Source organism: Micromonospora sp. NBC_01412 (assembly GCF_045040215.1).
In the GTDB taxonomy this organism is placed as follows: Bacteria; Actinomycetota; Actinomycetes; order Mycobacteriales; family Micromonosporaceae; genus Micromonospora; species Micromonospora rubida.
Genome location: NZ_CP109528.1, coordinates 1,779,983 through 1,802,692, shown reverse-complemented (window position 1 = coordinate 1,802,692; position 22,710 = coordinate 1,779,983). Strand labels below are relative to the sequence as shown.

At 74.5% G+C, this 22,710-nt stretch carries 18 protein-coding genes; 13 read left to right on the top strand and 5 right to left on the bottom strand.

Annotated elements, in window-relative coordinates; genetic code table 11:
* Window positions 1-53: 53 nt before the first annotated feature.
* Together OG617_RS07990 and OG617_RS07985 are read right to left on the bottom strand one after the other, a co-directional pair.
* On the bottom strand, window positions 54-1,094 hold the full coding sequence (locus OG617_RS07990) for a hypothetical protein (RefSeq protein WP_405100060.1): 1,041 nt from the start codon (window positions 1,092-1,094) through the stop codon (window positions 54-56).
* 11 nt (window positions 1,095-1,105) lie between these two features.
* Entirely contained in the window at window positions 1,106-1,765 is a 660-nt protein-coding gene (locus OG617_RS07985) for a hypothetical protein (protein ID WP_405100058.1), read from the bottom strand.
* Between the two features lie 254 nt (window positions 1,766-2,019).
* Here OG617_RS07985 and OG617_RS07980 point away from each other — a divergent pair, with 254 nt between their 5' ends.
* From OG617_RS07980 to OG617_RS07945, 8 genes are all read left to right on the top strand, one after another.
* On the top strand, window positions 2,020-3,510 hold the full coding sequence (locus tag OG617_RS07980) for a catalase (RefSeq protein ID WP_405100056.1): 1,491 nt from the start codon (window positions 2,020-2,022) through the stop codon (window positions 3,508-3,510).
* 241 nt (window positions 3,511-3,751) lie between these two features.
* Complete coding sequence (locus OG617_RS07975; RefSeq protein WP_405100054.1) at window positions 3,752-6,100, top strand: nitrate- and nitrite sensing domain-containing protein; 2,349 nt, start codon at window positions 3,752-3,754, stop codon at window positions 6,098-6,100.
* Complete coding sequence (locus tag OG617_RS07970; protein WP_405100052.1) at window positions 6,100-6,522, top strand: roadblock/LC7 domain-containing protein; 423 nt, start codon at window positions 6,100-6,102, stop codon at window positions 6,520-6,522. The genes OG617_RS07975 and OG617_RS07970 overlap by 1 nt, the downstream gene beginning before the upstream one ends.
* Complete coding sequence (locus tag OG617_RS07965) at window positions 6,512-6,898, top strand: DUF742 domain-containing protein (protein ID WP_405100050.1); 387 nt, start codon at window positions 6,512-6,514, stop codon at window positions 6,896-6,898. Before OG617_RS07970 ends, OG617_RS07965 begins: the two co-directional genes overlap by 11 nt.
* Window positions 6,879-7,481, top strand: coding sequence for a GTP-binding protein (locus OG617_RS07960; protein WP_405100048.1), 603 nt, complete (start codon window positions 6,879-6,881; stop codon window positions 7,479-7,481). Before OG617_RS07965 ends, OG617_RS07960 begins: the two co-directional genes overlap by 20 nt.
* A 126-nt stretch (window positions 7,482-7,607) precedes the next feature.
* Window positions 7,608-8,645, top strand: a complete 1,038-nt coding sequence (locus OG617_RS07955) for a lactonase family protein (protein ID WP_405100046.1) — start codon at window positions 7,608-7,610, stop codon at window positions 8,643-8,645.
* Between the two features lie 187 nt (window positions 8,646-8,832).
* On the top strand, window positions 8,833-10,572 hold the full coding sequence (locus OG617_RS07950) for a substrate-binding domain-containing protein (protein WP_405100044.1): 1,740 nt from the start codon (window positions 8,833-8,835) through the stop codon (window positions 10,570-10,572).
* Window positions 10,573-10,790: 218 nt separating this feature from the next.
* Window positions 10,791-12,275 (top strand): sugar transferase, encoded by a 1,485-nt coding sequence (locus OG617_RS07945; RefSeq protein WP_405100042.1) that lies wholly within the window; start codon window positions 10,791-10,793, stop codon window positions 12,273-12,275.
* A gap of 66 nt (window positions 12,276-12,341) precedes the next feature.
* Here the strand turns inward: OG617_RS07945 and OG617_RS07940 are convergent, their stop codons facing one another.
* Window positions 12,342-13,472, bottom strand: a complete 1,131-nt coding sequence (locus tag OG617_RS07940; RefSeq protein ID WP_405100040.1) for a PP2C family protein-serine/threonine phosphatase — start codon at window positions 13,470-13,472, stop codon at window positions 12,342-12,344.
* A 99-nt stretch (window positions 13,473-13,571) separates the two neighbouring features.
* Between OG617_RS07940 and OG617_RS07935 the strand changes: the two genes are divergently transcribed.
* On the top strand, window positions 13,572-14,201 hold the full coding sequence (locus tag OG617_RS07935) for a MarR family winged helix-turn-helix transcriptional regulator (RefSeq protein ID WP_405100038.1): 630 nt from the start codon (window positions 13,572-13,574) through the stop codon (window positions 14,199-14,201).
* A 90-nt stretch (window positions 14,202-14,291) separates the two neighbouring features.
* Here OG617_RS07935 and OG617_RS07930 read toward each other — a convergent pair whose 3' ends face one another.
* Window positions 14,292-15,530 carry an ROK family protein gene (locus OG617_RS07930; RefSeq protein WP_405100036.1) on the bottom strand — a complete coding sequence of 413 codons (1,239 nt, stop codon included), beginning with the start codon at window positions 15,528-15,530 and terminating at the stop codon, window positions 14,292-14,294.
* A gap of 67 nt (window positions 15,531-15,597) precedes the next feature.
* Here OG617_RS07930 and xylA point away from each other — a divergent pair, with 67 nt between their 5' ends.
* The 4 genes from xylA (at window position 15,598) to OG617_RS07910 (ending at window position 20,924) form a co-directional block, all read left to right on the top strand.
* Window positions 15,598-16,785 (top strand): xylose isomerase, encoded by a 1,188-nt coding sequence (gene xylA, locus OG617_RS07925; protein ID WP_405100034.1) that lies wholly within the window; start codon window positions 15,598-15,600, stop codon window positions 16,783-16,785.
* A gap of 10 nt (window positions 16,786-16,795) precedes the next feature.
* Window positions 16,796-18,259: a xylulokinase gene (gene xylB / locus OG617_RS07920; RefSeq protein WP_405100032.1), complete on the top strand. Its 1,464-nt coding sequence runs from the start codon at window positions 16,796-16,798 to the stop codon at window positions 18,257-18,259.
* Between the two features lie 41 nt (window positions 18,260-18,300).
* Window positions 18,301-19,401 carry a DUF5925 domain-containing protein gene (locus tag OG617_RS07915; RefSeq protein ID WP_405100030.1) on the top strand — a complete coding sequence of 367 codons (1,101 nt, stop codon included), beginning with the start codon at window positions 18,301-18,303 and terminating at the stop codon, window positions 19,399-19,401.
* 98 nt (window positions 19,402-19,499) lie between these two features.
* Complete coding sequence (locus tag OG617_RS07910; RefSeq protein ID WP_405100028.1) at window positions 19,500-20,924, top strand: MFS transporter; 1,425 nt, start codon at window positions 19,500-19,502, stop codon at window positions 20,922-20,924.
* 39 nt (window positions 20,925-20,963) lie between these two features.
* On the opposite strand, the gene OG617_RS07905 is transcribed toward OG617_RS07910, so the two are convergent.
* Entirely contained in the window at window positions 20,964-22,640 is a 1,677-nt protein-coding gene (locus tag OG617_RS07905) for a glycoside hydrolase family 13 protein (RefSeq protein ID WP_405103543.1), read from the bottom strand.
* Window positions 22,641-22,710: the final 70 nt, after the last annotated feature.

The following is a 22,710-nucleotide window of genomic DNA, read 5'->3' as shown; positions in this document are numbered from 1 at the left end:
GCCCCGGCCGTCGTTGGCCGGGGCGTGCGGAGAAGCAGCGTCGAAAAGGGCGGTCAGCGGCCGAGCACCCGGTCCAGGAAGTCGCGGTACCGGCGTACCGCGATCCGGAGCTGCTCGGTGTCGTCGCCGGTCTGCTGCCAGTCGCCCAGCTTGTTCTTCTGCTCGGCGAGTGCGGCGGCGAGCGCCTGGATGGCCTCCTCCACCAGCGACTGGGCCTGCCCGGCGGCGGCCTTCGGGTCGTCGACGAAGCGGAGCTGGACGTCGCGCCAGCGGTCCCGGAAGGCCTGGGCGGCGTCCGGCTCGAAGAGGTCGGTGGCGTCGTCGTGCACCGCACCGCTTGTCGGCCGGGCGGTGGCCGCGCCGAGGGCGCCCGCGTCGGCAGTGTCCGGGTCGGTCATGCCCGGTTCGGGCCGGCCGTATCCGGCGGCGCCGGCGACCACCGCGTCCTCGTGGCTGCGGTCCGCCCCGAGGTGCTCGTCGGCCCGGTCGGACTCAGCGTCGTCCGTGTGCCGGTCGGCCGGGTGCCGCGCGTCATCGGGCCCGTCGGCCGCTTCGGCCGCCGCCCAGCGGTCCCGGTCGTGCAGCCGGTCCCCGGCGGTCGGGTCGGCGCGCTCGGCGTCGAACGCGTCGGTGCGTCCCGGTGCGCCGTCGCCGGGCTGGGCGGTGTCCTCGTCGCGCGGGTCCCGCTCGTCGGCCGGCCGGCCGCTGGCCATGGCCGAAGCGGCCACCGCGTCGCCTACCGTGGTCGCCCCGAAAGCGGTGGGCAGGGGCGCCGGCTCGTGGAACTCGGGCGCGTCGTCGGAATTGGCGTTCCGCACGTCGTACGGGCGGGTGTCGTCGGGGTCGTCGCCGTCGCGGCGGCGGTCGGCCCGCTGCTCCGTGCCGTGGTCGCCGGTCCGCTCCCCGACAGCGGCCGGGTCGTCGAAGGTGCCCCGGTCGTCCAGTACGTCCTCGGGCAGGTCGACCCGGCCGTCGGCGTCGCGGTCCCGGTGGTGGCCGGCGTCGGCGGGCTGGTCGCCCGGGGGCGGAACCGGCACCGGCGCGGACCGGACGGCCTCCGGGTGGTCACTGTTGGCCTGCTGCTCCTGGCGCATCGTGGCTCTCCTCAACGGCTCGTGGCGTCGTGCGGACGGTCGGCGGACGTGCTGTCGGCCCGCTGCTCGGGCGTGGCGTCCGGCTGGTGGCCGGGCACGTGTACCGGCTGGCCCCGCTCCTGCGCCCGGCTGCCCACCGGCTCCTCGCCGAGCAGGTCGGCGAAGAGCTCCCGGTAGTGGACGACGGCCTGCCGCAGCTCCTCGGTGCCAGCCTCGCCGCGCTCGTTGCGCAGCCGGATCTCGTGCGCGTCCCGGTAGTGCGACAGCGTCCGGGCGTGCTCGACCGACAGTTGGGCGGCCTGGTCGTCGAACTCGCCGGTCGGGTACCCGCGCTCGGCGACGAGCCGGCCGACCAACTCGTCCGCGTCGCTCACCGTCTCGGCGGGGGAGTCGACGAAGCGGACCTGGAGCTCCTCCCACGCGGCGGCGTAGCGGGCCCGGGACTCCGGGGTGAGCGGGGTGAGGGTCAGCTCGGCGTGCCGGCGCTCCCGGTCCCGCAGCTCCCGCTCGGCGGCCGAGCGGCTGTCCCGCTCCGCGACCGTACGGTCGTACTCGGGGCCGAACCGGGACCGCAGCGCGCGGCGGCGGGCGGCCTGCCGGAGCACCACGGCCAGTGCCGCGACGACCACCAGCACGACGAGAACTATGACGATTACCTGCGTGGGCGACATGGCTCCTCCTTCGTCCCCTCGGTATTCCCTCTGGCCACTGATCGCCAATCCCGATCCGGGGGAATTTCCTGGGTGATCCCGGGTACCGGGCGCGGCAACGGGCGGTTCCGGGCGCGCTGTGCCCCGGCGTCCGGTTCCCGGGCGGCGCGATGACCCGGCCCACACGACCGACCCCGGCGAAAACTTGACTGGTTCCAGAAAGCGGGCCAGGGTGGGGTGATGCCGATCAGGTCCGACGCAACCGGAGGAGAGCGATGAGCGACCCACAGGCCAGCAAGCCGACCCTCACGACCCGTCAGGGCCACCCCGTGCACAACAACCAGCAGCAGCGGACGGTCGGCTCGCGCGGCCCGGCGACGCTGGAGAACTACCACTTCCTGGAGAAGATCAGCCACTTCGACCGGGAGCGCATCCCGGAGCGGGTGGTGCACGCCCGCGGCTTCGTCGCGCACGGCGAGTTCGAGGCGTACGGGACGATCGGCGACGAGCCGGCGTCCACCTACACCCGGGCCAAGCTGTTCCAGACCAAGGGCAAGAAGACCCCGGTCTCCATCCGCTTCTCCACCGTCATCGGCGGCCGGGACTCCTCCGAGGCGGCGCGCGACCCGCGCGGCTTCGCGGTGAAGTTCCGCACCGAGGACGGCAACTGGGACCTGGTCGGCAACAACCTGCCGATCTTCTTCATCCGGGACGCGATCAAGTTCCCGGACGTGATCCACGCGCTGAAGCCGGACCCGGTGACCTTCCGCCAGGAGCCGAACCGGATCTTCGACTTCATGTCGAACACGCCCGAGTCGATGCACATGCTGACCTGGCTGTTCAGCCCTCGGGGCATCCCGGCCAACTACCGCACCCAGGACGGCTTCGGGGTGAACACCTACCGGATGGTCAACGCCGCCGGTGAGGGCGTGCTGGTCAAGTACCACTGGAAGTCGCGCCAGGGCGTCGAGTCGCTGACCGAGGAGCAGGCGGCGGCGATCCAGGCCACCGAGCTGGGCCACGCCTCCAAGGACCTCCACGAGGCGATCGAGCGCGGCGAACACCCGCAGTGGGAGCTCAACGTCCAGATCATGAGCGACGACGAGCACCCGGAGCTGGACTTCGACCCGCTCGACGACACCAAGACCTGGCCGGAGGACGTCTTCCCGCTGCGCCCGGCCGGGGTGATGACGCTCAACCGCAACGTCACCAACTTCCACAACGAGAACGAGCAGATCGCCTTCGGCACCGGTGTGCTGGTCGACGGCCTGGACTTCTCCGACGACAAGATGCTGGTCGGCCGGACGTTCTCCTACTCGGACACCCAGCGCTACCGGGTCGGCCCGAACTACCTCCAGCTCCCCGTCAACGCGCCGCGCGAGGACGTCCAGGTCAGCACCAACCAGGACGGTGGCCAAATGTCGTACGGGGTGGACAACCGGGGCGGCAATCCGCACATCAACTTCGAGCCGTCCACTGTCGCCGGCCTCCAGGAGGCCGACGAGTCGTACCGGGAGTACCGCCCGTTCGTCTCCGGTCAGCTCATGCGGGCCCCGATCGAGCGGCAGAACAACTACGCCCAGGCCGGCGAGCGGTTCCGCACCATGCCCGAGTGGGAGCGCGACGACCTGGTGAAGAACATGATCACGCTGCTGGGCCAGTGTGACAAGCACATCCAGGAGAAGATGGTGTGGCACTTCGACCAGTGCGACGAGCAGTACGGCCGCCGGGTCGCCGAGGGCCTCGGCATCTCCGCCGACGCCTGATCCACCAGGCCTGACCGGCACCGACGAGCGCCCCGCCCGACATCGGGCGGGGCGCTCGCGCATCCACCGTCCACCGCGGAGGGTGCCGGGGTGAGCGCGCGGGGCAAGAGGAGCGGTACCGCAACGGCCGGCGATTACGTATCCTGCCCAAGGCGCCGTGCCGGTGCCTCGGTGCCGCGGCGGGCGGAAGCACGTGTCGGCGCCGGCGCCACCCGCTGCCACACCTTCCGGGCGAGGTCTGATGAACACCCGCGACTGGCCGATCCGCTCGAAGCTGACGGCGCTGGTCGTCGCGCCGGTGAGCGCGCTGCTGGTGCTCTGGATCTTCGCGACCACCCTCACCCTCAGCCCGGCCCTGGACCTGCTCTCCGTCAGCACCCTCCTGTCCGACCTCGGCCGGCCGGGCGAGACGGTCGTCGCCGAGCTGCAACGGGAGCGCCGGCTCAGCGTGGTGCAGCTCGCCGGCGACGCCGCGCTGCCGGCGCTGGCCGAACAGCGGCGGCGTACCGACGTCGCGGTCGCCGAGCTGCGCGGCCGGGTCTCCGGCGAACGCCTGCGCGACGCCGCCGACGACCTGCTCGACGCCCGCGTCGACCGGCTGCTCGGCGCGCTGGACGGGCTGCCCACCGGCCGGGGCTTCATCGACCGCCGGGAGGTCGACCGGACCGGCGCGATCGGGCTCTACAGCGGCATGGTCGGCGCGGCGTTCCAGGCGTTCTCGGCGCTGGCCACGCTGCCCGACGACGACCTGAACCGGCAGGCCCTGGCGCTGACCGCGCTCGGCCGCTCCCGGGAGCTGCTCGGGCAGGCCGACGCGCTGCTCGCCGGGGTGCTGGTCAGCGGGCGCTTCGCCGAGGGCGAACACGCCCAGCTCGTGCAGACCATCGGCAACCAGCGCTTCCTGATCGAGTCCGCGGTGGCCGACCTGCCGGCCGACGGCCGGGCCGCGTACCAGCGGCTGGCCGAGAGCGACGCCTTCGTCCGGCTGCGGGCCCTCCAGGACGCCCTGATCCGGGCCGACCCCGTCCGGGCACCCGCCGTGGACGTCCGGGCCTGGCAGGCCAGCCAGGACGCCGTCCAGCAGGGCCTGCGCGACTTCGAGCTGACCCAGGCCGACGGATTGGCCGAGCGGACGGTCCCGGTGGCGATCGGCATCCTCGCCCGCCTCGGGGCCGCAGGCGTGCTCGGGCTCGCCGCCGTGGTGGTGTCGGTGTTGGTGTCCCTGCGGGTGGGCCGGTCGCTGGCGCAGCGGCTCTCCGGGGTGCGCACCGCCGCGCTGGAGATGGCCGAACACCGGCTGCCGGACGTGGTGGCCCGGCTGCGCCGCGGCGAGGACGTGGACGTGGCCCGGGAGGCGCCCGTGCTGGAGTACGGCCGCGACGAGATCGGCCAGGTCGGCCACGCCTTCAACGAGGTGGGCCGCACAGCCGTGCGCGCCGCCGTCGACGAGGTCAGCCTGCGCCGGGGGCTCAACGAGGTCTTCCTCAACATCGCCCGGCGCAGCCAGGGCCTGGTGCACCGGCAGCTCGCCCTGCTGGACCGGATGGAGCGCCGCGTCGAGGACCCGGACGAGCTGGCCGAGCTGTTCCGGGTGGACCACCTGGCCACCCGGCTCCGCCGGCACGCCGAGGACCTGGTCATCCTGGCCGGTGCCGCGCCCGGCCGGGGCTGGCGCAACCCGGTAGCGATGGTCGACCTGGTCCGGGGCGCCATTTCCGAGGTCGAGTCGTACGACCGGGTCGACATCATCGACGTGCAGTCGGCCGCCACGGTGGGCCGCGCGGTCGGCGACGTCACCCACCTGCTCGCCGAACTGGTGGAGAACGCCACCGCGTTCTCCCCGCCGGGCACCCGCGTGGCGGTGCGCGGGCAGAGCCTGCCCAACGGGTACGCGCTGGAGATCACCGACCAGGGGCTGGGCATGTCCGCCCCGGCGATGGAGGAGGCCAACCGGCGGCTGGCGGCGTCGCCGGAGTTCGACCCGGCCGACAGCGCCCGGCTCGGGTTGTTCGTGGTGGCCCGGCTCGCCGCCCGGCACGGGGTCCGGGTGCGGCTTCGCCGGGCGGCCCAGGGTGGGGTCACCGCCGTGGTGCTGGTCCCGCCGGACCTGGTTACCGCCGAGCCGCCCGGGCCGTCGGCCGTCGCGCCGGACGGCTCGGCCGACGACCGGCGGATGGCCAAGGTGACCCGGCTCAGCACCCTGCCCCGGACGCGTCCGGCCCGGATCACCCGGGAGCGGGCCGACTCGCAGAGCGCCGTGGTGCCCCTGGTCCCCAGCCGCGCCGTGCCGGTCGACCCGTCCGGTGAGGGCGACGGCCTGCCCCGTCGGGTGCGCCGGCGGGGTCCCGCCGCCCGCCCCCGGCCGGCCGCCCTGGACGCGCCGGCCCCGCGCGCCCCGGAGGAGGCCCGCCGGCTGATGTCCGCCCTCCAGGCCGGCACCGCCCGGGGTCGCCGGGACGGCGCCGCCGGCGGTCCCGTGCCGCCCGTCCCCACCACCGCCTCGGCCGCCTCCGCCGCCGACGCGTCACCGGATCCGGACACCCCGGCGGCGCTTCCGCAACCCCCGACCGCAACTGAGAGGGATGCCTAGTGGTGCACACGACGAAGCCGAACGTCGATCTCGACTGGTTGCTCGACGACCTGGTGGAACGTGTCCCGTCCGCCCGCCAGGCGGTGGTGCTGTCGGCGGACGGGCTGCTGCTCGGCGCCTCGGCCGACTCCGACCGCAGCGACGCCGAGCATCTCTGCGCCCTGGCCTCCGGCTTCTCCAGCCTGGCCAAGGGCGCCAGCCGGCACCTCGACGCCGGGGGAGTCCGGCAGACCGTGGTGGAGATGGAGTCGGCATATCTCTTCGTCACCGCCGCCGGCCAGGGCGCGTGCCTGGCGGTGGTCGCCGAGGCCGACGCGGACATCGGCCTGGTGGCGTACGAGATGGCGATGCTGGTGATCCGGGTGGGCGAGAACCTCACCGCGCCGGCCCGGGCCGGGTCGGGTGCCGCCGATGCGGGCTGAGTCTCCCGGGCCGCAGCACGAGTGGCTGGACGCCGACGCCGGGCCGGTGGTCCGCCCGTACACCCTGACCGGGGGTCGGGTCCGGCCGCCGGTCGGTCTCGACCTGGTGGCCTTCGTGCTCGCCGACCGGGTCGTGGACCCCACCGCCCACCCGCGACTGCACCCGGAGCACCGGCGCATGGTCGAGCTGGCCCGCCGGCCGGTGCCGGTCGCCGAGCTCGCCGCCGAGCTGGACCTCGCGGTCGGCGTGGTCCGGGTGCTGGTCGGCGACCTGCTCGCCCGTGGCCTGGTCTCCGTGCACGCGCCGGCCGGCACCACTTTCCTACCCGACGACAACATCCTCAAGGCGGTGGTCAGTGGACTCCGTGCGCTATGACCGTGACGGAACAGGGGTGCGGATCCCGCTGGCCCTGAAGATCTTGATCGCCGGCGGCTTCGGCGCCGGCAAGACGACGCTGGTGAGCGCGTTGAGCGAGGTCCGGCCGTTGCAGACCGAGGAGGTCCTTACCGGGGCCGGAATCGGCGTCGACGACACCTCCGGGGTGGAGGGGAAGTCGACCACCACGGTGGCGATGGACTTCGGCCGGATCACCATCAACGAGGACCTCCAGGTCTACCTCTTCGGCACGCCCGGCCAGGACCGGTTCTGGTTCCTCTGGGACGAGTTGGCCTTCGGGGCCCTCGGCGCGGTGGTGCTCGCCGACACCCGCCGGCTGGCCGACTGCTTCCCGTCGATCGACTACTTCGAGCAGCGGAACATCCCGTTCGTGGTCGGGGTGAACTGCTTCGACGACGGCCGCCGGTTCAGCCTGGACTCCGTACGGCAGGCCCTGGACCTGGACCCGGAGGTGCCGCTGGTGTTCTGCGACGCCCGGGACCGGCAGTCCGGCAAGCTGGTGCTGATCTCGCTGGTCGAGCACGTCGCCCGGCAGCGCGGCGAGCCGGTGCCGGTGGCCTGACCCGGGCCCGGTGCGGCTCGCGGTCCGAGGGCGATCGGGTCGATTCGCGGAAATCAGGGCTGACTCGGCGGGTGGCGGGGAAAGAACTGGTGGGATCGACACAGACAGCGGCGGAAGGCGGATCGGGTGACCGGGCAGCAGACGATCGTCCACCTCGGGGGCTACACGGCGGCCAGCGGCGGCCGGGGCGACGGGATCATCGCCGCCCGGCGGGACCCGGGAACCGGCGCGCTGACCCCGCTCGGCACCGTCGCGGTCACCCCGTCGCCGTCCTTCCTCGTCCGGCATCCCGCCCTGCCGGTGCTCTACGCCGTGAACGAGCTGGCCGAGGGGGAGGTCAGCGCGTTCCTTGTCGGCCCGGACGGCGACCTGACCCCGCTGGGCGTGCAGGGCACCGGCGGCGCGGAGCCCTGTCACCTGGCGGTCACCCCGGCCGGTGGGCACCTGGTCGTCGCCAACTACGGCGGCGGCAGCGTCGCCGTCCTCCCGCTCGACCCGCAGGGCGTCCCGGGCGAGCGCAGCGACCTGGTGGTGCACTCCGGGCACGGGCCGGACCCGCAGCGCCAGGAGAGGGCGCACTGCCACATGGTGTCCCCCGCGCCGGACGCCGGGCCGCTGCTCGCCGTCGACCTCGGCACCGACTCCGTCTACCGGTACGACCTCGACGCCGCCTCCGGCCGGCTGGTGCCCCGGGCCCCCCGGGTGCACACGGCGGCCGGCTCGGGCCCCCGGCACCTGGCCAGGCACCCGGACGGCCGGCGCTGCTGGCTGGCGGGGGAGCTGGACGGCACCGTGACCGCGTACGAGCTGACCCCGGACGGGGCGCTGCACCAGCGCGGCCGGGTAAACGCCAGCACCCGCGCCGGCCACGTCCAGCCCTCCGAGATCACGGTCGGCGCGGACGGCCGCTTCCTCTACGTCGGCAACCGGGGCGCCGGCACGGTGTCGGTCTTCGCGCTGGCGGGGGAGCTGCCCGAGCTGGTCGCCGAGGTGGAGACCGGCGGGGAGTGGCCCCGGCACATCGCGCTGGCCGGCTGGCACCTCTACGTCGCGGACGAACGCGCCGACATGGTCCGGGTGTTCCAGGTGGACCCGGCGACGGGGGTGCCGACGCCGGTCGGCGAGCCCGTCCCGGTGCCCAGCCCGACCTGCGTCCTGGTCTGACCGGGCGGCCACCGGCACCGCGCTCCGGCCCTGTTCAGAGGCGGTCAGGCAACGCCAGGAGACGAGCTGGTGACTCAGGGTCGCGAAACGGTCGAGGGTTGTGTCTGCTGGGTAACTTTCGTCCGAACGGACGTGGCAGTGCCCGCAGCGGTTACGCAAGATGGTCACCGTGTCGGGCCGCCATCGTATGCGTTCAAGTCTCCGCGGAGCAGGTGCCGTCGCCTCGGCGACCGCGCTGGTCGTCGTCGTCGCGGGCGCCTGGTTCGGGTACCGCCAACTGGTGCAGCCGGCATGCTCGGGGCAGGTCCAGCTCACCGTCGCGGCGTCCCCCGAGCTCGCGCCCGCGGTGCGGGCCGCGGCCGCCGGGTGGGTGGCCGACGGCGCGGCGGCCGGTGGCACCTGCATCGCGGTCGACGTCTCGGCCGTCGACTCCGTGGACGTCGCCGCGGCCGTGGCCAGCAAGCACGGCGTGCAGCTTCCCGGTGTGGGCCAGGCCAGCGGTGCCGTGGTCACCCCGGACGTGTGGGTGCCGGACTCCTCGACCTGGCTGCTGCGGCTGAAGAGCGCCGGGGCCACCGCGTTCGCCCCGAGCAACGGCGGTTCCATCGCCCGCAGCCCGGTCGTGGTGGCGGTGCCCGAGCCGGTGGCCTCCTCCCGGCTCGGCTGGCCGGAGAAGAAGCTGACCTGGTCCGACCTGCTGCGGCAGGTGAGCAGCAGCAAGCCGCTGCGTACCGGGATCGTGGAGCCGACCCAGGACGCGGCCGGCCTGTCCGGGCTGCTGTCGTTGACTGCGGCGGCCGGTGCCTCCGGCGGCGACGCGCAGGCGGCGACCACCGGCACGCTGCGGGCGCTGGCCACCGGCCGGTCCGCGCTGCGCGAGGACCTGCTCGCCCGCTTCCCGCGTTCCTCCGACCCGACGGCGATCGCCAGCGGCCTCGGCGCCGCAGCGCTGTCCGAGGAGGACGTGATGGCGTACAACAAGGGGAAACCGCCGATCCCGCTGGCGGCGCTCTACCTCGAACCGGCGCCGGTGCCGCTGGACTACCCGTACGCGGTGCTGCCCGGTGTCGATCCGGCGAAGCAGTCCGCCGCCCGGGTCCTGTTCAAGGTGCTCACCGCGCCCGGATTCCGCGACCGGCTGGCCGAGCGGTCGCTGCGCGCGCCGGACGGCGGCTGGGGCGAGGGATTCAAGGCGCCGCAGGGGGCGCCGAGCCCGGCGGGCGGCGCGGGCGCGACGCCCGCGCCGGGAGGCAACGGTTCCGGCTTCCTGGACCCGGCGGCGATCGAGCGCGCCGTCTCCAGCTGGTCGATCGCCACCCAGTCCGGCCGGATGCTGTGCGTGATCGACGTCTCCGGTTCGATGAAGCAGCCCGTGCCGGGCGCCAACAACGCCACCCGGGAGCAGGTCACGGTGGCGGCGGCCAGCCGGGGCCTGAACCTGTTCGACGACTCCTGGTCGATCGGGCTGTGGACCTTCTCCACGAGGCTGGTGGGCGACCGGGACTACCGCGAGCTGGTGCCGATCAATCCGCTGTCGGGCAACCGCACCCGGCTGGAGCGGGGGCTGGCCACGATCCGGCCCTCGAACGGCGACACCGGCCTGTACGACACTTTGCTGGCCGCGTACCAGGAGGTCCAGAACGGCTGGGAACCGGGCCGGGTCAACTCGGTGGTGCTGTTCACCGACGGCAAGAACGACGACGACGGCATCCCCCAGCAGAAGCTGCTCTCCGAGCTGAAGCGGATCGCCGACCCCGAGCGGCCGGTCCAGGTCGTCATCATCGGCATCGGCGCCGACGTCAGCAAGGCCGAACTGGAGTCGATCACCAAGGTCACCGGTGGGGGGAGCTTCGTCACCGAGGACCCGACCAGGATCGGTGACATCTTCCTGAAGGCGATCGCGCTCCGCCCGAACGCTCCACGCTGAGTCACCAATCAGTGCAGATCGGACCTTCGCGCCGGTGGTCCCGGTGCGACGGGACGTCCTTCCGTGGATGCTCCTCCGCAGCAAATGACGGCAATACGTCCGAGGCGATCGGTGGCTATGGTTCTGAGGCAAGATGTCGGGGTGCTCCGCCGTCGCTGGTCCTGTGAAGATGACCGACCGTCGACCGGGGTCGGCCTCAGCAGAAGTGGGGAGGGCCGGTGACATCGACGACGCTGTTGACACCCACCAGGACGCCGTCGCGTCCTGGTGACCACCGGGCCGGGCCGGTGGCCCGCGTCGACGAGCGGGCGTACGTCCGCATGCTGGTGGTGCTGGACACGGCCGTGCTGGCCGTCGCCGTGCTGGTCGGCTACGTCGCCCGCTTCGGCGACGAGGAGCCGGTGGGCTCGAAGATCCCGTACGTCGTGGTCGCGCCCGCGCTCGTGCTCACCTGGCTGGTCTCGCTCAAGGTGCTGCGCTGCTACGACGACCGGGTGCTGGGCTACGGCGCCGACGAGTACCGCCGGGTGAGCGCGGCCAGCCTGCGGCTCGCCGGGGGCACCGCGATCGCCGGCTACATCGCCGACGTCGGCGTCTCCCGGGGCTTCCTGGCCATCTCGTTCGCGGTGGGCATGCTGGGCCTGGAGGTGGTCCGGTTCGCCGCCCGCAAGCGGCTGCACCGGGCCCGGTCCCAGGGCCGGGGCTGGTCCCGCAAGGTCCTGGTGGTCGGCGACACCGCGCACGTGCTGGAGCTGGTGCACCAGCTGCGCCGGGAGCCGTACGCCGGCTACCAGGTGGTCGGCGCCTGCATCCCGGACGCGCTGCTGGCACCGGTGCCGCAGCGGCTCGGCGACGTCCCGGTGGTCGGCTCGTTCCGGGGCATCCCGCAGGCGGCCACCGCGATCGGCGCCGACACCGTGGCGGTCACCGCCTCCGGCGAGCTGACCGCGACCCGGCTGCGGCGGCTCGGCTGGCAGCTGGAGGGGACCGGGGTGGACCTGGTCGTCGCGCCCGCGCTGACCGACGTGGCCGGCCCCCGCATCCACACCCGGCCGGTCGCCGGCCTGCCCCTGATCCACGTCGAGGCCCCCGAGTTCCGGGGGGCCCGCAAGCTGGTCAAGGGCTTCGTCGACCGGTCCGCCGCCACCGTGGCGCTGGCGCTGCTCCTGCCGCTGCTGGCGGTGATCGCGCTGGCCATCAAGGTCGACAGCCGGGGGCCGGTGCTGTTCCGGCAGACCCGGGTCGGCCAGGGCGGCCGGGAGTTCGGGGTGTTCAAGTTCCGCACCATGGTGGTCAACGCCGACGCCCTGCTCGCCGAGCTGGCCGCCCGCAACGAGACCGACGGCCTGATGTTCAAGATGCGCGACGACCCCCGGGTGACCCGGGTCGGCCGGGTGCTGCGCAAGTGGTCGCTGGACGAGCTGCCCCAGTTGGCGAACGTGCTGCTCGGCCAGATGAGCCTCGTCGGCCCGCGCCCGCCGCTGCCCTCCGAGGTGGCCCGCTACGACGGCGACGTGGCCCGGCGGTTGCTGGTCAAGCCCGGCATGACCGGCCTCTGGCAGGTCAGCGGCCGGTCCGACCTGAGCTGGGAGGACGGCATCCGGCTCGATCTCTACTACGTGGAGAACTGGTCGCTCGCCGCCGACCTGACCATCATGTGGAAGACCTTCGGCGCGGTGATGCGCAGCCGGGGCGCCTACTGACCACCCGGCCACGGGGCGGCACCGGCTCCGGCGCCGGCAGCGACCCCGCCCCGGCGGCGGGCCCGGTCACGGCTGAGGGCCGGTCCAGTCCAGGCAGACCACCACCGCGTCGTCGATGAGGTCGCCGGCGACGAACGCCCGCAGGTCGCCGAGCAGCGACCGGACCGCCTCCAGCGGCTCCATCGGGCCGGTCCGGCGCAGGAACCGGTCCAGCGCCGTCTCGCCGTACCGGACGTCCTGGCCGGTCGCCTCGATGACGCCGTCGCTGAGGACGAAGAGCCGGTCCCCTCGGCACAGCGTGAACTGCTGCTCCCGGTAGTCGGTCCCGTCGAACATGCCCAGCGGGAACTGCGCCTCCAGGGGCTGCTCGACCACCTCGCCGTCGCGCAGCAGCACCAGCCGGGGCGAGCCGGCGTCGACCACCGTCATTGCCCCGCTGGCCAGGTCCAGCTCCAGCAGCAACGCCGAGACGTGCTGCTCGCCCCGGTGCAGGGCGTACACCGCCTGGTCGGCCAGCGCCGCCTGGTCGGCCAGGCAGAGCCCGCCCCGTCGGGCGTTGCGCAGGGCATGGGTGGCCAGCGCGGTCAGCGCGGACGCGACGACCCCCTCACCCATCCCGTTGATCGTCGACAGCCACAGCCGGTCCCCGTCGTCGGACCAGTCGAAGCTGTCGCCACGCACCGCGTACGCCGGTTCGAGCTGCCCGGCCAGGCTGAACGAGGGGCGGATCCGGCTCCGGCCGGGCAGCAGCTCCCACTGCATCTCGGCGGCAAGGGTGAGCCGGCGGCTGCGACGGGAGGTCCGGTACACGTCGGTGCCGTCGTTCACCGCCACCAGCTCGTGGCCGAGGGCGGTGGCGATCCCGAGCAGCTCGTCGCGGGCGGCCGGGTCCTCGGGGAACGGGGTGACCCGCAGCACCCCGCGCCGTTCCCCCCGCATGCTCACCGGAAAGTAGCCGGTCCGGTCGGCCAGGATCGGCTCCTGGTGGTCGAAGCACCGCCAGGCCGGGTGTCCCGGCCCGGTCACCGGCTCACCTTCCGTGAGCGGAAGCAGCGTCGAGAGCCGGTAGTCGACCTGGAGCAGTTCGACGTCCGTGATCCCGTACGACCGTTCGAGGTCCGCGGCGAGTCGGCTGACCAGCAGGTCGGCCGGGGCCTCGGTCAGCGTCCGGCGGGCCCGGTCTTCCGCACCGCTCATCGTCGCTCCTCTGTTCGGAGGGGCCGGCGACCAGGGACGCCGGGTAGTCTCGTGCCCACCATGTCCGAAGAACACGGTCCACGCGGACCAGAAGCGAGTATGGCCGCCGCACTCGATGCGGCCGCCAGCACCCTGCTCACGGTCTTCGAGGCGGCGCGCGAGCGGACCACCAACCGGCTCTCGGGGGCGCAACTGCGCGCGGTGATGGTGGTCGAGCAGCACGACGGGATCAACCTGCGCCGGCTGGCGACGCTGCTCGACATGCTGCTCTCCTCGGCCAGCCGGCTCTGCGACCGGCTGGTGGCCGCAGGCATGCTGGAGCGCGAGCCCGGCCGGTCCGACCGCCGGGAGATATCCCTGCACCTCACCGCAGAGGCCGAACGGCTCCTCGCCGAGCTGCGGGCCGACCGCCGGCAGCGGCTGGCCGTGATCCTGGCCGGGATGACCCCAGAGGGGCGACAGGCGCTGCTCGCCGGCCTCCAGGAGTTCGACGCGGCGGCCCGGCACCGGCACCCGCCGGAGCCGCCGGTGGCGGAGCCGTCCGCCGAGACCAGGTCGGGGGAGCGGGCGACGGCGACCGGGCCGGGTGACTGGCCCCCGGGGGAGCCGCAGGCCGGCTGGTCGAGCGGGAACCGGCCCGGCGGAATGCCGCGCGGCCGGTCGTCCGACGACGCCCCGAGCGGGTGGCCCGGCGAGGCCGCTTCGGGCGGCTGGTCGCGTACGGCCTGACCCCGGTCCGCATCCCCGGTCGCAGCGGTTGCGGGTCGACGACCCGGATCACGGGGCGAGGGCGTCCGCCGCACATCGACAAGGAGCGGGTCAGCCGGTGCGGTTCAGCCACCCGACCGGGTCGGCGACGATCCGTCGGACGACGGAGCCGGCCGCGCCGACCACGGCGGCCTCCGGGCCGAGCGCCGAGGGACGCACGGTCACCGGCGACCAGCCGGCGGTGAGCACCAGCCGGGACACCTCGGCCAGCAGCGGTGGCCGCAACCAGGGTGTGAGCAGGGCGTATCCGCCGCCGAGCACCACGGTGTCGAGGTCCAGCAGGTTCACCACGCAGGCCACCGCGACCCCGAGTGCCCGCCCCGCCTCGGCCAGGGCCGCCCGGGTGGCGGGGTGCTCGGCGAGCGCGAGGTCGGCCAGCCGGGCCGCGGCGGTGTCGGCCGGCAGGTCCGCCCGGTCCAGCCCGGCGGCGGCGAGGACGGCCTCCTGACCGGCGTACCGTTCGAGGCAGCCCCGGCCGCCGCACCGGCAGGGTCGGCCCTCCGGCTGGACGGGGATGTGACCGATCTCGCCGCTCCAGCCGCGTACGCCCCGGAAGAGGGCGCCGTCGAGGACGATCCCGGCGCCGATGCCGACCTCGCCGGAGACGTGCAGGAAGCTGACCGGCCCGTCCGGGCCGGCGTGCAGCTCGCCCAGCGCGGCCAGGTTGGCCTCGTTCTCCACCACCAGCGGCGGGATGCCGGGGACCGGCTCGACCAGCGGGGGATGGCCGGAGAGCAGTTCGGGGACGGGCACGTCCCGCCAGCCGAGGTTCGGGGCGAGCCGGACCAGCCCGGCCGCGTCGACCAGCCCGGGCACCGCTAGGGCGGCCCCGGCCAGGGTGAGCCCCTGCCGCTCGGCGTCGGCCCGGGCGGCGTCGGCCAGCCCGACGAGCCGGGCCAGCGTGTCGGCGGGGGAAACCGGGCGCAGGTCGGCCCGGCGCACGGTGTGGTGCCGGACCCCGCCGGCCAGGTCGACCACGCAGGCGGCCAGGTAGTCGACGTTGATCTCCAGGCCCAGCCCGGCCGGGCCGTTGCCGGCCAGCACCAGGCCTCTGGCCGGGCGCCCGGCGCCGGTGCGGGGAGCCGGCTCCGACTCGCCCACCAGCCGGCCGGCGACGAGGTCGTCGACCACGGCCGAGACGGTGGCCCGGGTCAGGCCGGTCGCGGCGGCCACGTCGGCCCGCGACGGTGGGCGGGGCGCGGCGGCGATCCGGCCGAGCACCACGGCGAGGTTCAGCTCGCGCAGGCTGCCCTGGCGGACGGCCGCGGCCGGAGCGGCGGGACGGATCACCCCTTGACACTGCCACACGCCAGTCAAATAATTCAACCATTGAACAAATAGCTGCCGGAGGTCTGCCATGGTGACCCGTCCCACCCCCGCCGACAAGTTCTCCTTCGGCCTCTGGACGGTGGGCTGGCAGGCCCGCGACCCGTTCGGCGACGCCACCCGCCCGGAGCTGGACGCCGTCGAGGCCGTGCACAAGCTCGCCGAGCTGGGCGCGTACGGGATCACCCTCCACGACGACGACCTGATCCCCTTCGGCGCGGGCACCGCCACCCGCGACGGCCGCATCACCCGGTTCCGCAAGGCGCTCGACGAGACCGGGCTGGTCGTCCCGATGGTCACCACCAACCTCTTCACCCATCCCGTGTTCAAGGACGGCGGATTCACCAGCAACGACCGCGACGTGCGGCGGTACGCGCTGCGCAAGGTGCTGCGCAACGTCGATCTCGCCGTCGAGCTGGGCGCCCGCACCTTCGTCATGTGGGGCGGCCGGGAGGGCGCCGAGTACGACCTGGCCAAGGACGTCCGTTCCGCGCTGGACCGCTACCGCGAGGCCGTCGACCTGCTCTGCCAGTACGTCGTCGACCAGGGATACGACCTGCGCTTCGCCATCGAGCCGAAGCCGAACGAGCCGCGCGGCGACATCCTGCTGCCGACCATCGGGCACGCGCTGGCGTTCATCTCCACCCTGGCCCGCCCGGACCTGGTCGGCCTCAACCCCGAGGTCGGCCACGAGCAGATGGCCGGGCTGAACTACGTCCACGGCGTCGCCCAGGCGCTCTGGCAGGGCAAGCTGTTCCACCTCGACCTCAACGGCCAGCGCGGCATCAAGTACGACCAGGACCTGGTCTTCGGCCACGGCGACCTGCTCAACGCGTTCGCCCTGGTCGACCTGCTGGAACACGGCGGCCCGGACGGCGGCCCGGCCTACGACGGCCCCCGGCACTTCGACTACAAACCCTCCCGCACCGAGGACTTCACCGGGGTGTGGGCCTCGGCCGAGGCGAACATGCGCACCTACCTGCTGCTCAAGGAGCGGGCCGCGGCGTTCCGGGCCGATCCGGAGGTGGCCGAGGCGCTGGCCGCCAGCCGGGTCACCGAGCTGGCCGCCCCGACCCTCGCCCCCGGCGAGGGCTACGCCGACCTGCTCGCCGACCGCACCGCGTTCGAGGAATACGACGTGGATGCCGCCGCCGCGAAGGGCTTCGGCTTCGTCCGGCTCAACCAGCTCGCCGTCGAGCACCTGCTCGGCGCCCGCTGAGGTCGCCGCCGTGCCCCTGGTCGCCGGGTTCGACTCGTCCACCCAGTCCTGCAAGCTGGTGATCCGCGACGCCGAGACCGGCGAGCCGGTCCGCGAGGGCCGCGCCCGGCACCCCGACGGCACCGAGGTCGACCCGCAGGCCTGGTGGCATGCCCTGCGGTCGGCCGTCGACGCCGCCGGCGGGCTCGGCGACGTCGCCGCGGTCTCCGTCGCCGGGCAGCAGCACGGCATGGTGTGCCTCGACGAGGCGGGCCGAGTGGTGCGGCCCGCGCTGCTGTGGAACGACACCCGGTCGGCCGGGGCCGCCGCCGAGCTGATCGAGGAGGCCGGCGGCGGCGCGGCCGGCCGCCGGTTCTGGGCCGACGCCGTGGGGCTGGTCCCGGTGGCCAGCTTCACCGCCACCAAGCTGCGCTGGCTAGCCCGGCACGAGCCGGCCAACGCCGCCCGGGTGGCCGCCGTCTGCCTGCCGCACGACTGGCTGACCTGGCGGCTGGCCGGCGCGCCGGGCCTGGCCGCCCTGCGCACCGACCGCAGCGACGCCAGCGGCACCGGCTACTGGTCCCCGGCCACCGGGGAGTACCGCCTCGACCTGCTGGAACGCGTCTTCGGCCGTCGGCTGGGGGTCCCCGTCGTGCTGGGTCCCGCCGAGGCCGCCGGAACCCTGGACCCGACCGCCCTGGCCGGCCCGCCACCCGGGGCCGGCCCGGCCACCGGCGGGGTGCCGCTCGGGCCGGGGGCCGGGGATAACGCCGCTGCGGCGCTCGGCGTCGGCGCCCGGCCCGGCGACGTGGTCGTCTCCCTCGGCACCTCCGGCACCGTGTTCAGCGTCGCCGACGCCCCGGCCGCCGACCCCAGCGGCGCGGTGGCCGGGTTCGCCGACGCCACCGGCCGGTACCTGCCGCTGGTCTGCACGCTCAACGCCGCCCGGGTGCTCGATGCCGCCGCCGGTCTGCTCCGGGTCGGCCTGGACGAGCTGTCCGACCTGGCGCTGTCCGCGCCGCCCGGCGCGGACGGGCTGGTCGTGGTGCCCTACCTGGAGGGCGAGCGCACCCCGGACCGGCCGTCCGCCACCGGCGCGGTGCACGGGCTGACCCTGGCCACCTCGACCCCCGCCCACCTCGCCCGGGCGGCCGTCGAGGGGATGCTCTGCGCGCTCGCCGACGGCCTCGACGCGCTGGTCGCCCAGGGGGCCCGGGCCGACCGGGTGATCCTGGTCGGCGGCGGCGCCCGCTCGGCGGCGGTGCGTCGCATCGCGCCGCAGGTCTTCGGCCGGCCGGTCGTCGTCCCGCCACCGGGGGAGTACGTCGCCGACGGAGCGGCCCGCCAGGCCGCCTGGCTCGCCCTCGGCGGCGACGCCCCGCCCGAGTGGTCCCCGGCCGGTGCCGAGGAACACTCCGCCGACCCCGTCCCCGCCGTCCGCGAGCGCTACGCCGCCGCCCGCGACCGGGTGCTCGACCGCGTCGATCCGGCGTAATGGGCTGTACGCGGACCGTCCCGGCTGGGGATCATCGACTGATGCTGACCATCCCCGCCGGTGACGGCCCGCGTCACCTGCCCTCGGTCCTCCAGTACGACGACGCGGACACGCCGTGCGACGTGATCGACGCGCTGGCGCTGGCGGACTTCGTCACCGGCCGACACCCCTGGTCACAAACCGTGCGGCTGTCCCGGATCCGTCCCGAGGCGACCCTCACCCCGCCCGACGGGCGGCTGCTGCGCACCGCCACCGAGAACCGGCAGCGGTCCCGGCTGCTGGCCGGCGATGGCTGGACCGCCCGGGTGGTGATCTGGAAGGGACGGGGCGCCGAGGTGACCGTCACCGCCGTCAGCGACGAGGTCGGCCGGGCGGCCCTCGACCGGATCGTGGAAGGGGCGGCCGAGCCGGAGGACCTGGCCACCGGACGGATCGGCTTCTGGCACCAGAACCCGCGCCGGGGCGCCCAGCGGGACCTGCGGTCCATCGCCGCCCCCGACTGGCCGCAGATCCGCGGCAACTACACGGCGACCGCGCGGGCCGGCCTGGACGCGCTGATGGCGGTCACCCCGGAGACCATCACCGGCCGGCTGGTGCTGCTGCACGGCGCGCCCGGCACCGGGAAGACCACCGCCCTGCGGGCGCTGAGCCGGCAGTGGCGGCAGTGGTGCCAGGTCGACAGCGTGCTCGACCCCGAAGTGCTCTTCTCCGACACGTCGTACCTGTCAGAGGTCGCCGTCGGCGAGGAGGAGGACGGGGAGGGCGGCGCCGGCCGGCGGTGGCGGCTGCTCATCCTGGAGGACTGCGACGAGCTGATCCGCAGCGAGGCGAAGCAGGCCACCGGGCAGGCGCTGTCCCGGCTGCTCAACCTCACCGACGGGCTGCTCGGGCAGGGGCGGGACGTGCTCGTCGCGATCAGCACGAACGAGGACCTGTCCCGGCTGCACCCGGCGGTGGTCCGCCCCGGCCGCTGCCTGGCCCGGATCGAGGTGGGCCCGCTGTCGTACCCGGAGGCCACCGACTGGCTCGGCACCGCCGCCGGGGTGCCGTCCGTCGGGGCGACGCTGGCCGAGCTGTACGCGCTGCGCGCCGGCGTCCCCACCACCCCCTCCGTCCATGCCGAGATCGGCGGCTACCTCTGACCGGACAGGGCCGCCCCGGAGGGGGGCGGGCTATTTGCCGGGCCGCCGGTGGGGGGTCGCTCACCGGGCCGTCGTCCGCGCCTGGTTGGCTGCCCGACATGACCTCGACCAGGAGCGGGCCCCGGGCGGCCCGGGGCGGCGGCCCGGTCCACCGGCTCTACAGCGTCGTGGTCTTCGTGCTGCTCGCCTCGCTGGACAACGTGGCGATCGGCCTCGTCCCGCCGCTGTACGGGCCGATTTCCGGGGCGCTCGGCGTGCCGCAGCGGCTGCTCGGCCTGGTCACCGCAGTCAGTTTCCTGGTCAGCGCCGTCGCTGCGGTCGGCTGGGCGTACGTCGGCGACCGGACCGACCGCAAGCCGCTGCTGATGATCGGCACCCTGGTCTGGGCGGCCGGCACCGGCGGCAGCGCCCTGGCCCAGAACTACCCGACGTTCCTCGCCGCCCAGCTCGTCGCGGCGGTGGGCCTCGGCGCGGTCGGCTCGGTCGGCTTCTCGGTGGTCACCGACCTGATCTCGCCGCGCCGACGCGGGCTGGTGATGAGCTTCTGGGGGCTGTCCCAGGGCGTCGGCACCCTGGCCGGGACGCTCGCCGGCGGGCTGCTCGGCGCCACCGAGTGGCGGCGGCCGTTCTGGCTGCTCACCGTCGTCGGGCTGGCCGCGACCTGCGCGTACCTGTTCACGTACGGCATCCGGCGCGGGCAGAGCGAGCCGGAGCTGGCCGAGGCGCTCGCCACCGGCGCCGAGTACGACTACCGGATCACCCGGGCCGACCTGCCCCGGATCCTGGACCGCCGGACCAACCGGTGGCTGGTGCTCCAGGGCCTGACCGCCCAGGCCGCCTTCGGGTCGCTGGTCTGGCTGCCGGTGCTCTTCGCCGAGCGGGCCGAGGACCAGGGCTACTCGGCGGCCACGGCCATCGTGGTGGGCAGCGTCTTCGCCACCCTGTTCCAGCTCGGCGGGGTGTTCTCCATCGTCGGGGGCCTGGTCGGCGACGCGCTCCAGCGGCGTACCCCCCGGGGCAGGGCGCTGGTCGCGGCCGTGGGCATCCTCGCGGCCCTGCCGTTCTACCTGGTCCTGTTCTTCGTGCCGATCCGCATCGACGTGCCCGACGGCGGTGGCACCGGCGCGATCGTCGGAGCGGTGCTGGCCAGCGTCGTCACCGAGCCGACGGTCGGGCTGAGCCTGCTCACCGCCGTGCTGGCGCTGGCGCTCACCTCGGCGAACTCGCCGAACTGGTTCGCCCTGATCGCCGACGTCAACCCGCCGGAGCACCGGGGCACCGTCTACAGCCTCGGCAACCTGGTCAACGGGGTCGGCCGGGCCGCCGGCAACGGGCTGGTCGGGGTGGCCTTCCACGCCCTGCGGGTGGCCTTCCCGCCGCCGTTGAACTACGCCGTCGGGCTGGCCGCGTTCCAGCTCTTCTTCATCCCCACCGGGGTCATGTACTGGCTCGCCTCCCGCACCTCGCCCCGGGACATCGACGCCGTGCACGACCTGCTGCACGCCCGCGCCGACCGCCTGTGAGGCAGGGCCCCTCCCGGGAAGGGGCCCTGCCCGCGCCTGTCAGGCGGCCCGGTACCAGACGGTGACGTCGGTCGGGACCGCGCCGTCGGCGGTCAGCGGGGCGCTGGCGTGCAGCACCTCGGCCCCGGCCGGCAGTGGCGCGGCCGCGTCACCGAAGTTGGTCAGCACGGCCACCTCGCCGTTGCGGAAGGCCAGTACCTCGTCGCCGGAGGAGAGCCAGAACAGGGCGCCCCGGCCCAGCCCGTGCTCGCGGCGCAGCCGCAGCGCGGTCCGGTACAGCTCGTACGTCGAGCCGGGCACCCCGCGCTGCCGGTCCAGGGCGTACTCGGCCCACACCGGCGGCTGCGGCAGCCAGCTCGCATCGGTCGGCCCGAAGCCGTACGACGGGGCGTCGGCCTCCCACGGGATCGGCACCCGGCAGCCGTCCCGGCCCCGTTCGGTGTGCCCGCTGCGCTCCCAGGTCGGGTCCTGCCGGGCCTCGTCGGGCAGCGTCATGTGCTCCGGCAGCCCCAACTCCTCGCCCTGGAACAGGTACGCGGAGCCGGGCAGGGCCAGCATCAGCAGGCTGGCCGCCCGGGCCCGGCGCAGGCCGAGCGCGGCGTCCGGCTGCGGGTCGCCGACGCCGATGCCGTTAGGCTTGGGGGTGCCGACGGGCAGGCCGAGCCGGGAGGCGTGCCGGACGACGTCGTGGTTGGACAGCACCCAGGTGGTGGGGGCGCCCACCTTGTCGGTGGCCTCCAGCGAGCGGGTGACCACGGCGTACTGGGCGGGGGCGGTCCAGGCGGCGAGCAGGTACTCGAAGTTGAACGCCTGGTGCATCTCGTCGGGCCGGACGTACCGGGCCAGCCGCTCGGCCGGCTCCACCCACGCCTCGGCGACCAGGATCCGCTCCCCGGGGTACTCGTCGAGCAGGCGCCGCCAGTCCCGGTAGACCTCGTGCACGCCGTCCTGGTCCCACATGGGCGGGCGCGGCTTGTCGACCTCGTTGCCGGAGAGGATCGCCTGTGGCTCCTGCCAGTCCGCCAGGTCGGCCTGCTTGACCAGCCCGTGCGCCACGTCGACCCGGAAGCCGTCGACCCCGCGGTCCAGCCAGAACCGCAACACGTCCAGGAACTCGGCGCGGACCTCCACGCTGTCCCAGTTGAGGTCGGGCTGGCCCGGGTCGAAAAGGTGCAGGTACCACTGGCCGGGGCGGCCGTCCGGCTCGGTGACCCGGGTCCATGCCGGGCCGCCGAAGACGCTGCGCCAGTCGTTCGGCGGGCGGTCGCCGTCGGGGCCGAGGCCGTCGCGGAAGACGTACCGGGCGCGCTCCGGGCTGCCGGGCGCGGCGGGGCGGGCCGCCTGGAACCAGCGGTGCGCCGACGAGGTGTGGTTGGGCACCAGGTCCACGATCACCCGCAGGTCGCGGGCGCGGGCCTCGGCGATCAGCCGGTCGGCGTCGGCGAGCCGACCGAACAGCGGGTCCACGTCCCGGTAGTCGGCCACGTCGTAGCCGGCGTCCGCCTGCGGCGAGGGATAGAACGGCGAGAGCCAGATCGCGTCCGCCCCCAGCTCGACCAGGTGGTCGAGGCGGGCGGTGATGCCCGGCAGGTCGCCGATCCCGTCGCCGTCGGAGTCGGCGAACGAGCGCGGGTAGATCTGGTAGATGACGGCCTCGGTCCACCAACCGGTGGCCGGGCCGGCGGACGGTTCCTGGTGGGTCGCGTTGGTGTTCAGGGCCTTCTCCCGTGTGTCGACGCCGTGTTCCCGCCCGGTCATGTTCCCGCTCGGCGGGCGGGTGAATCCG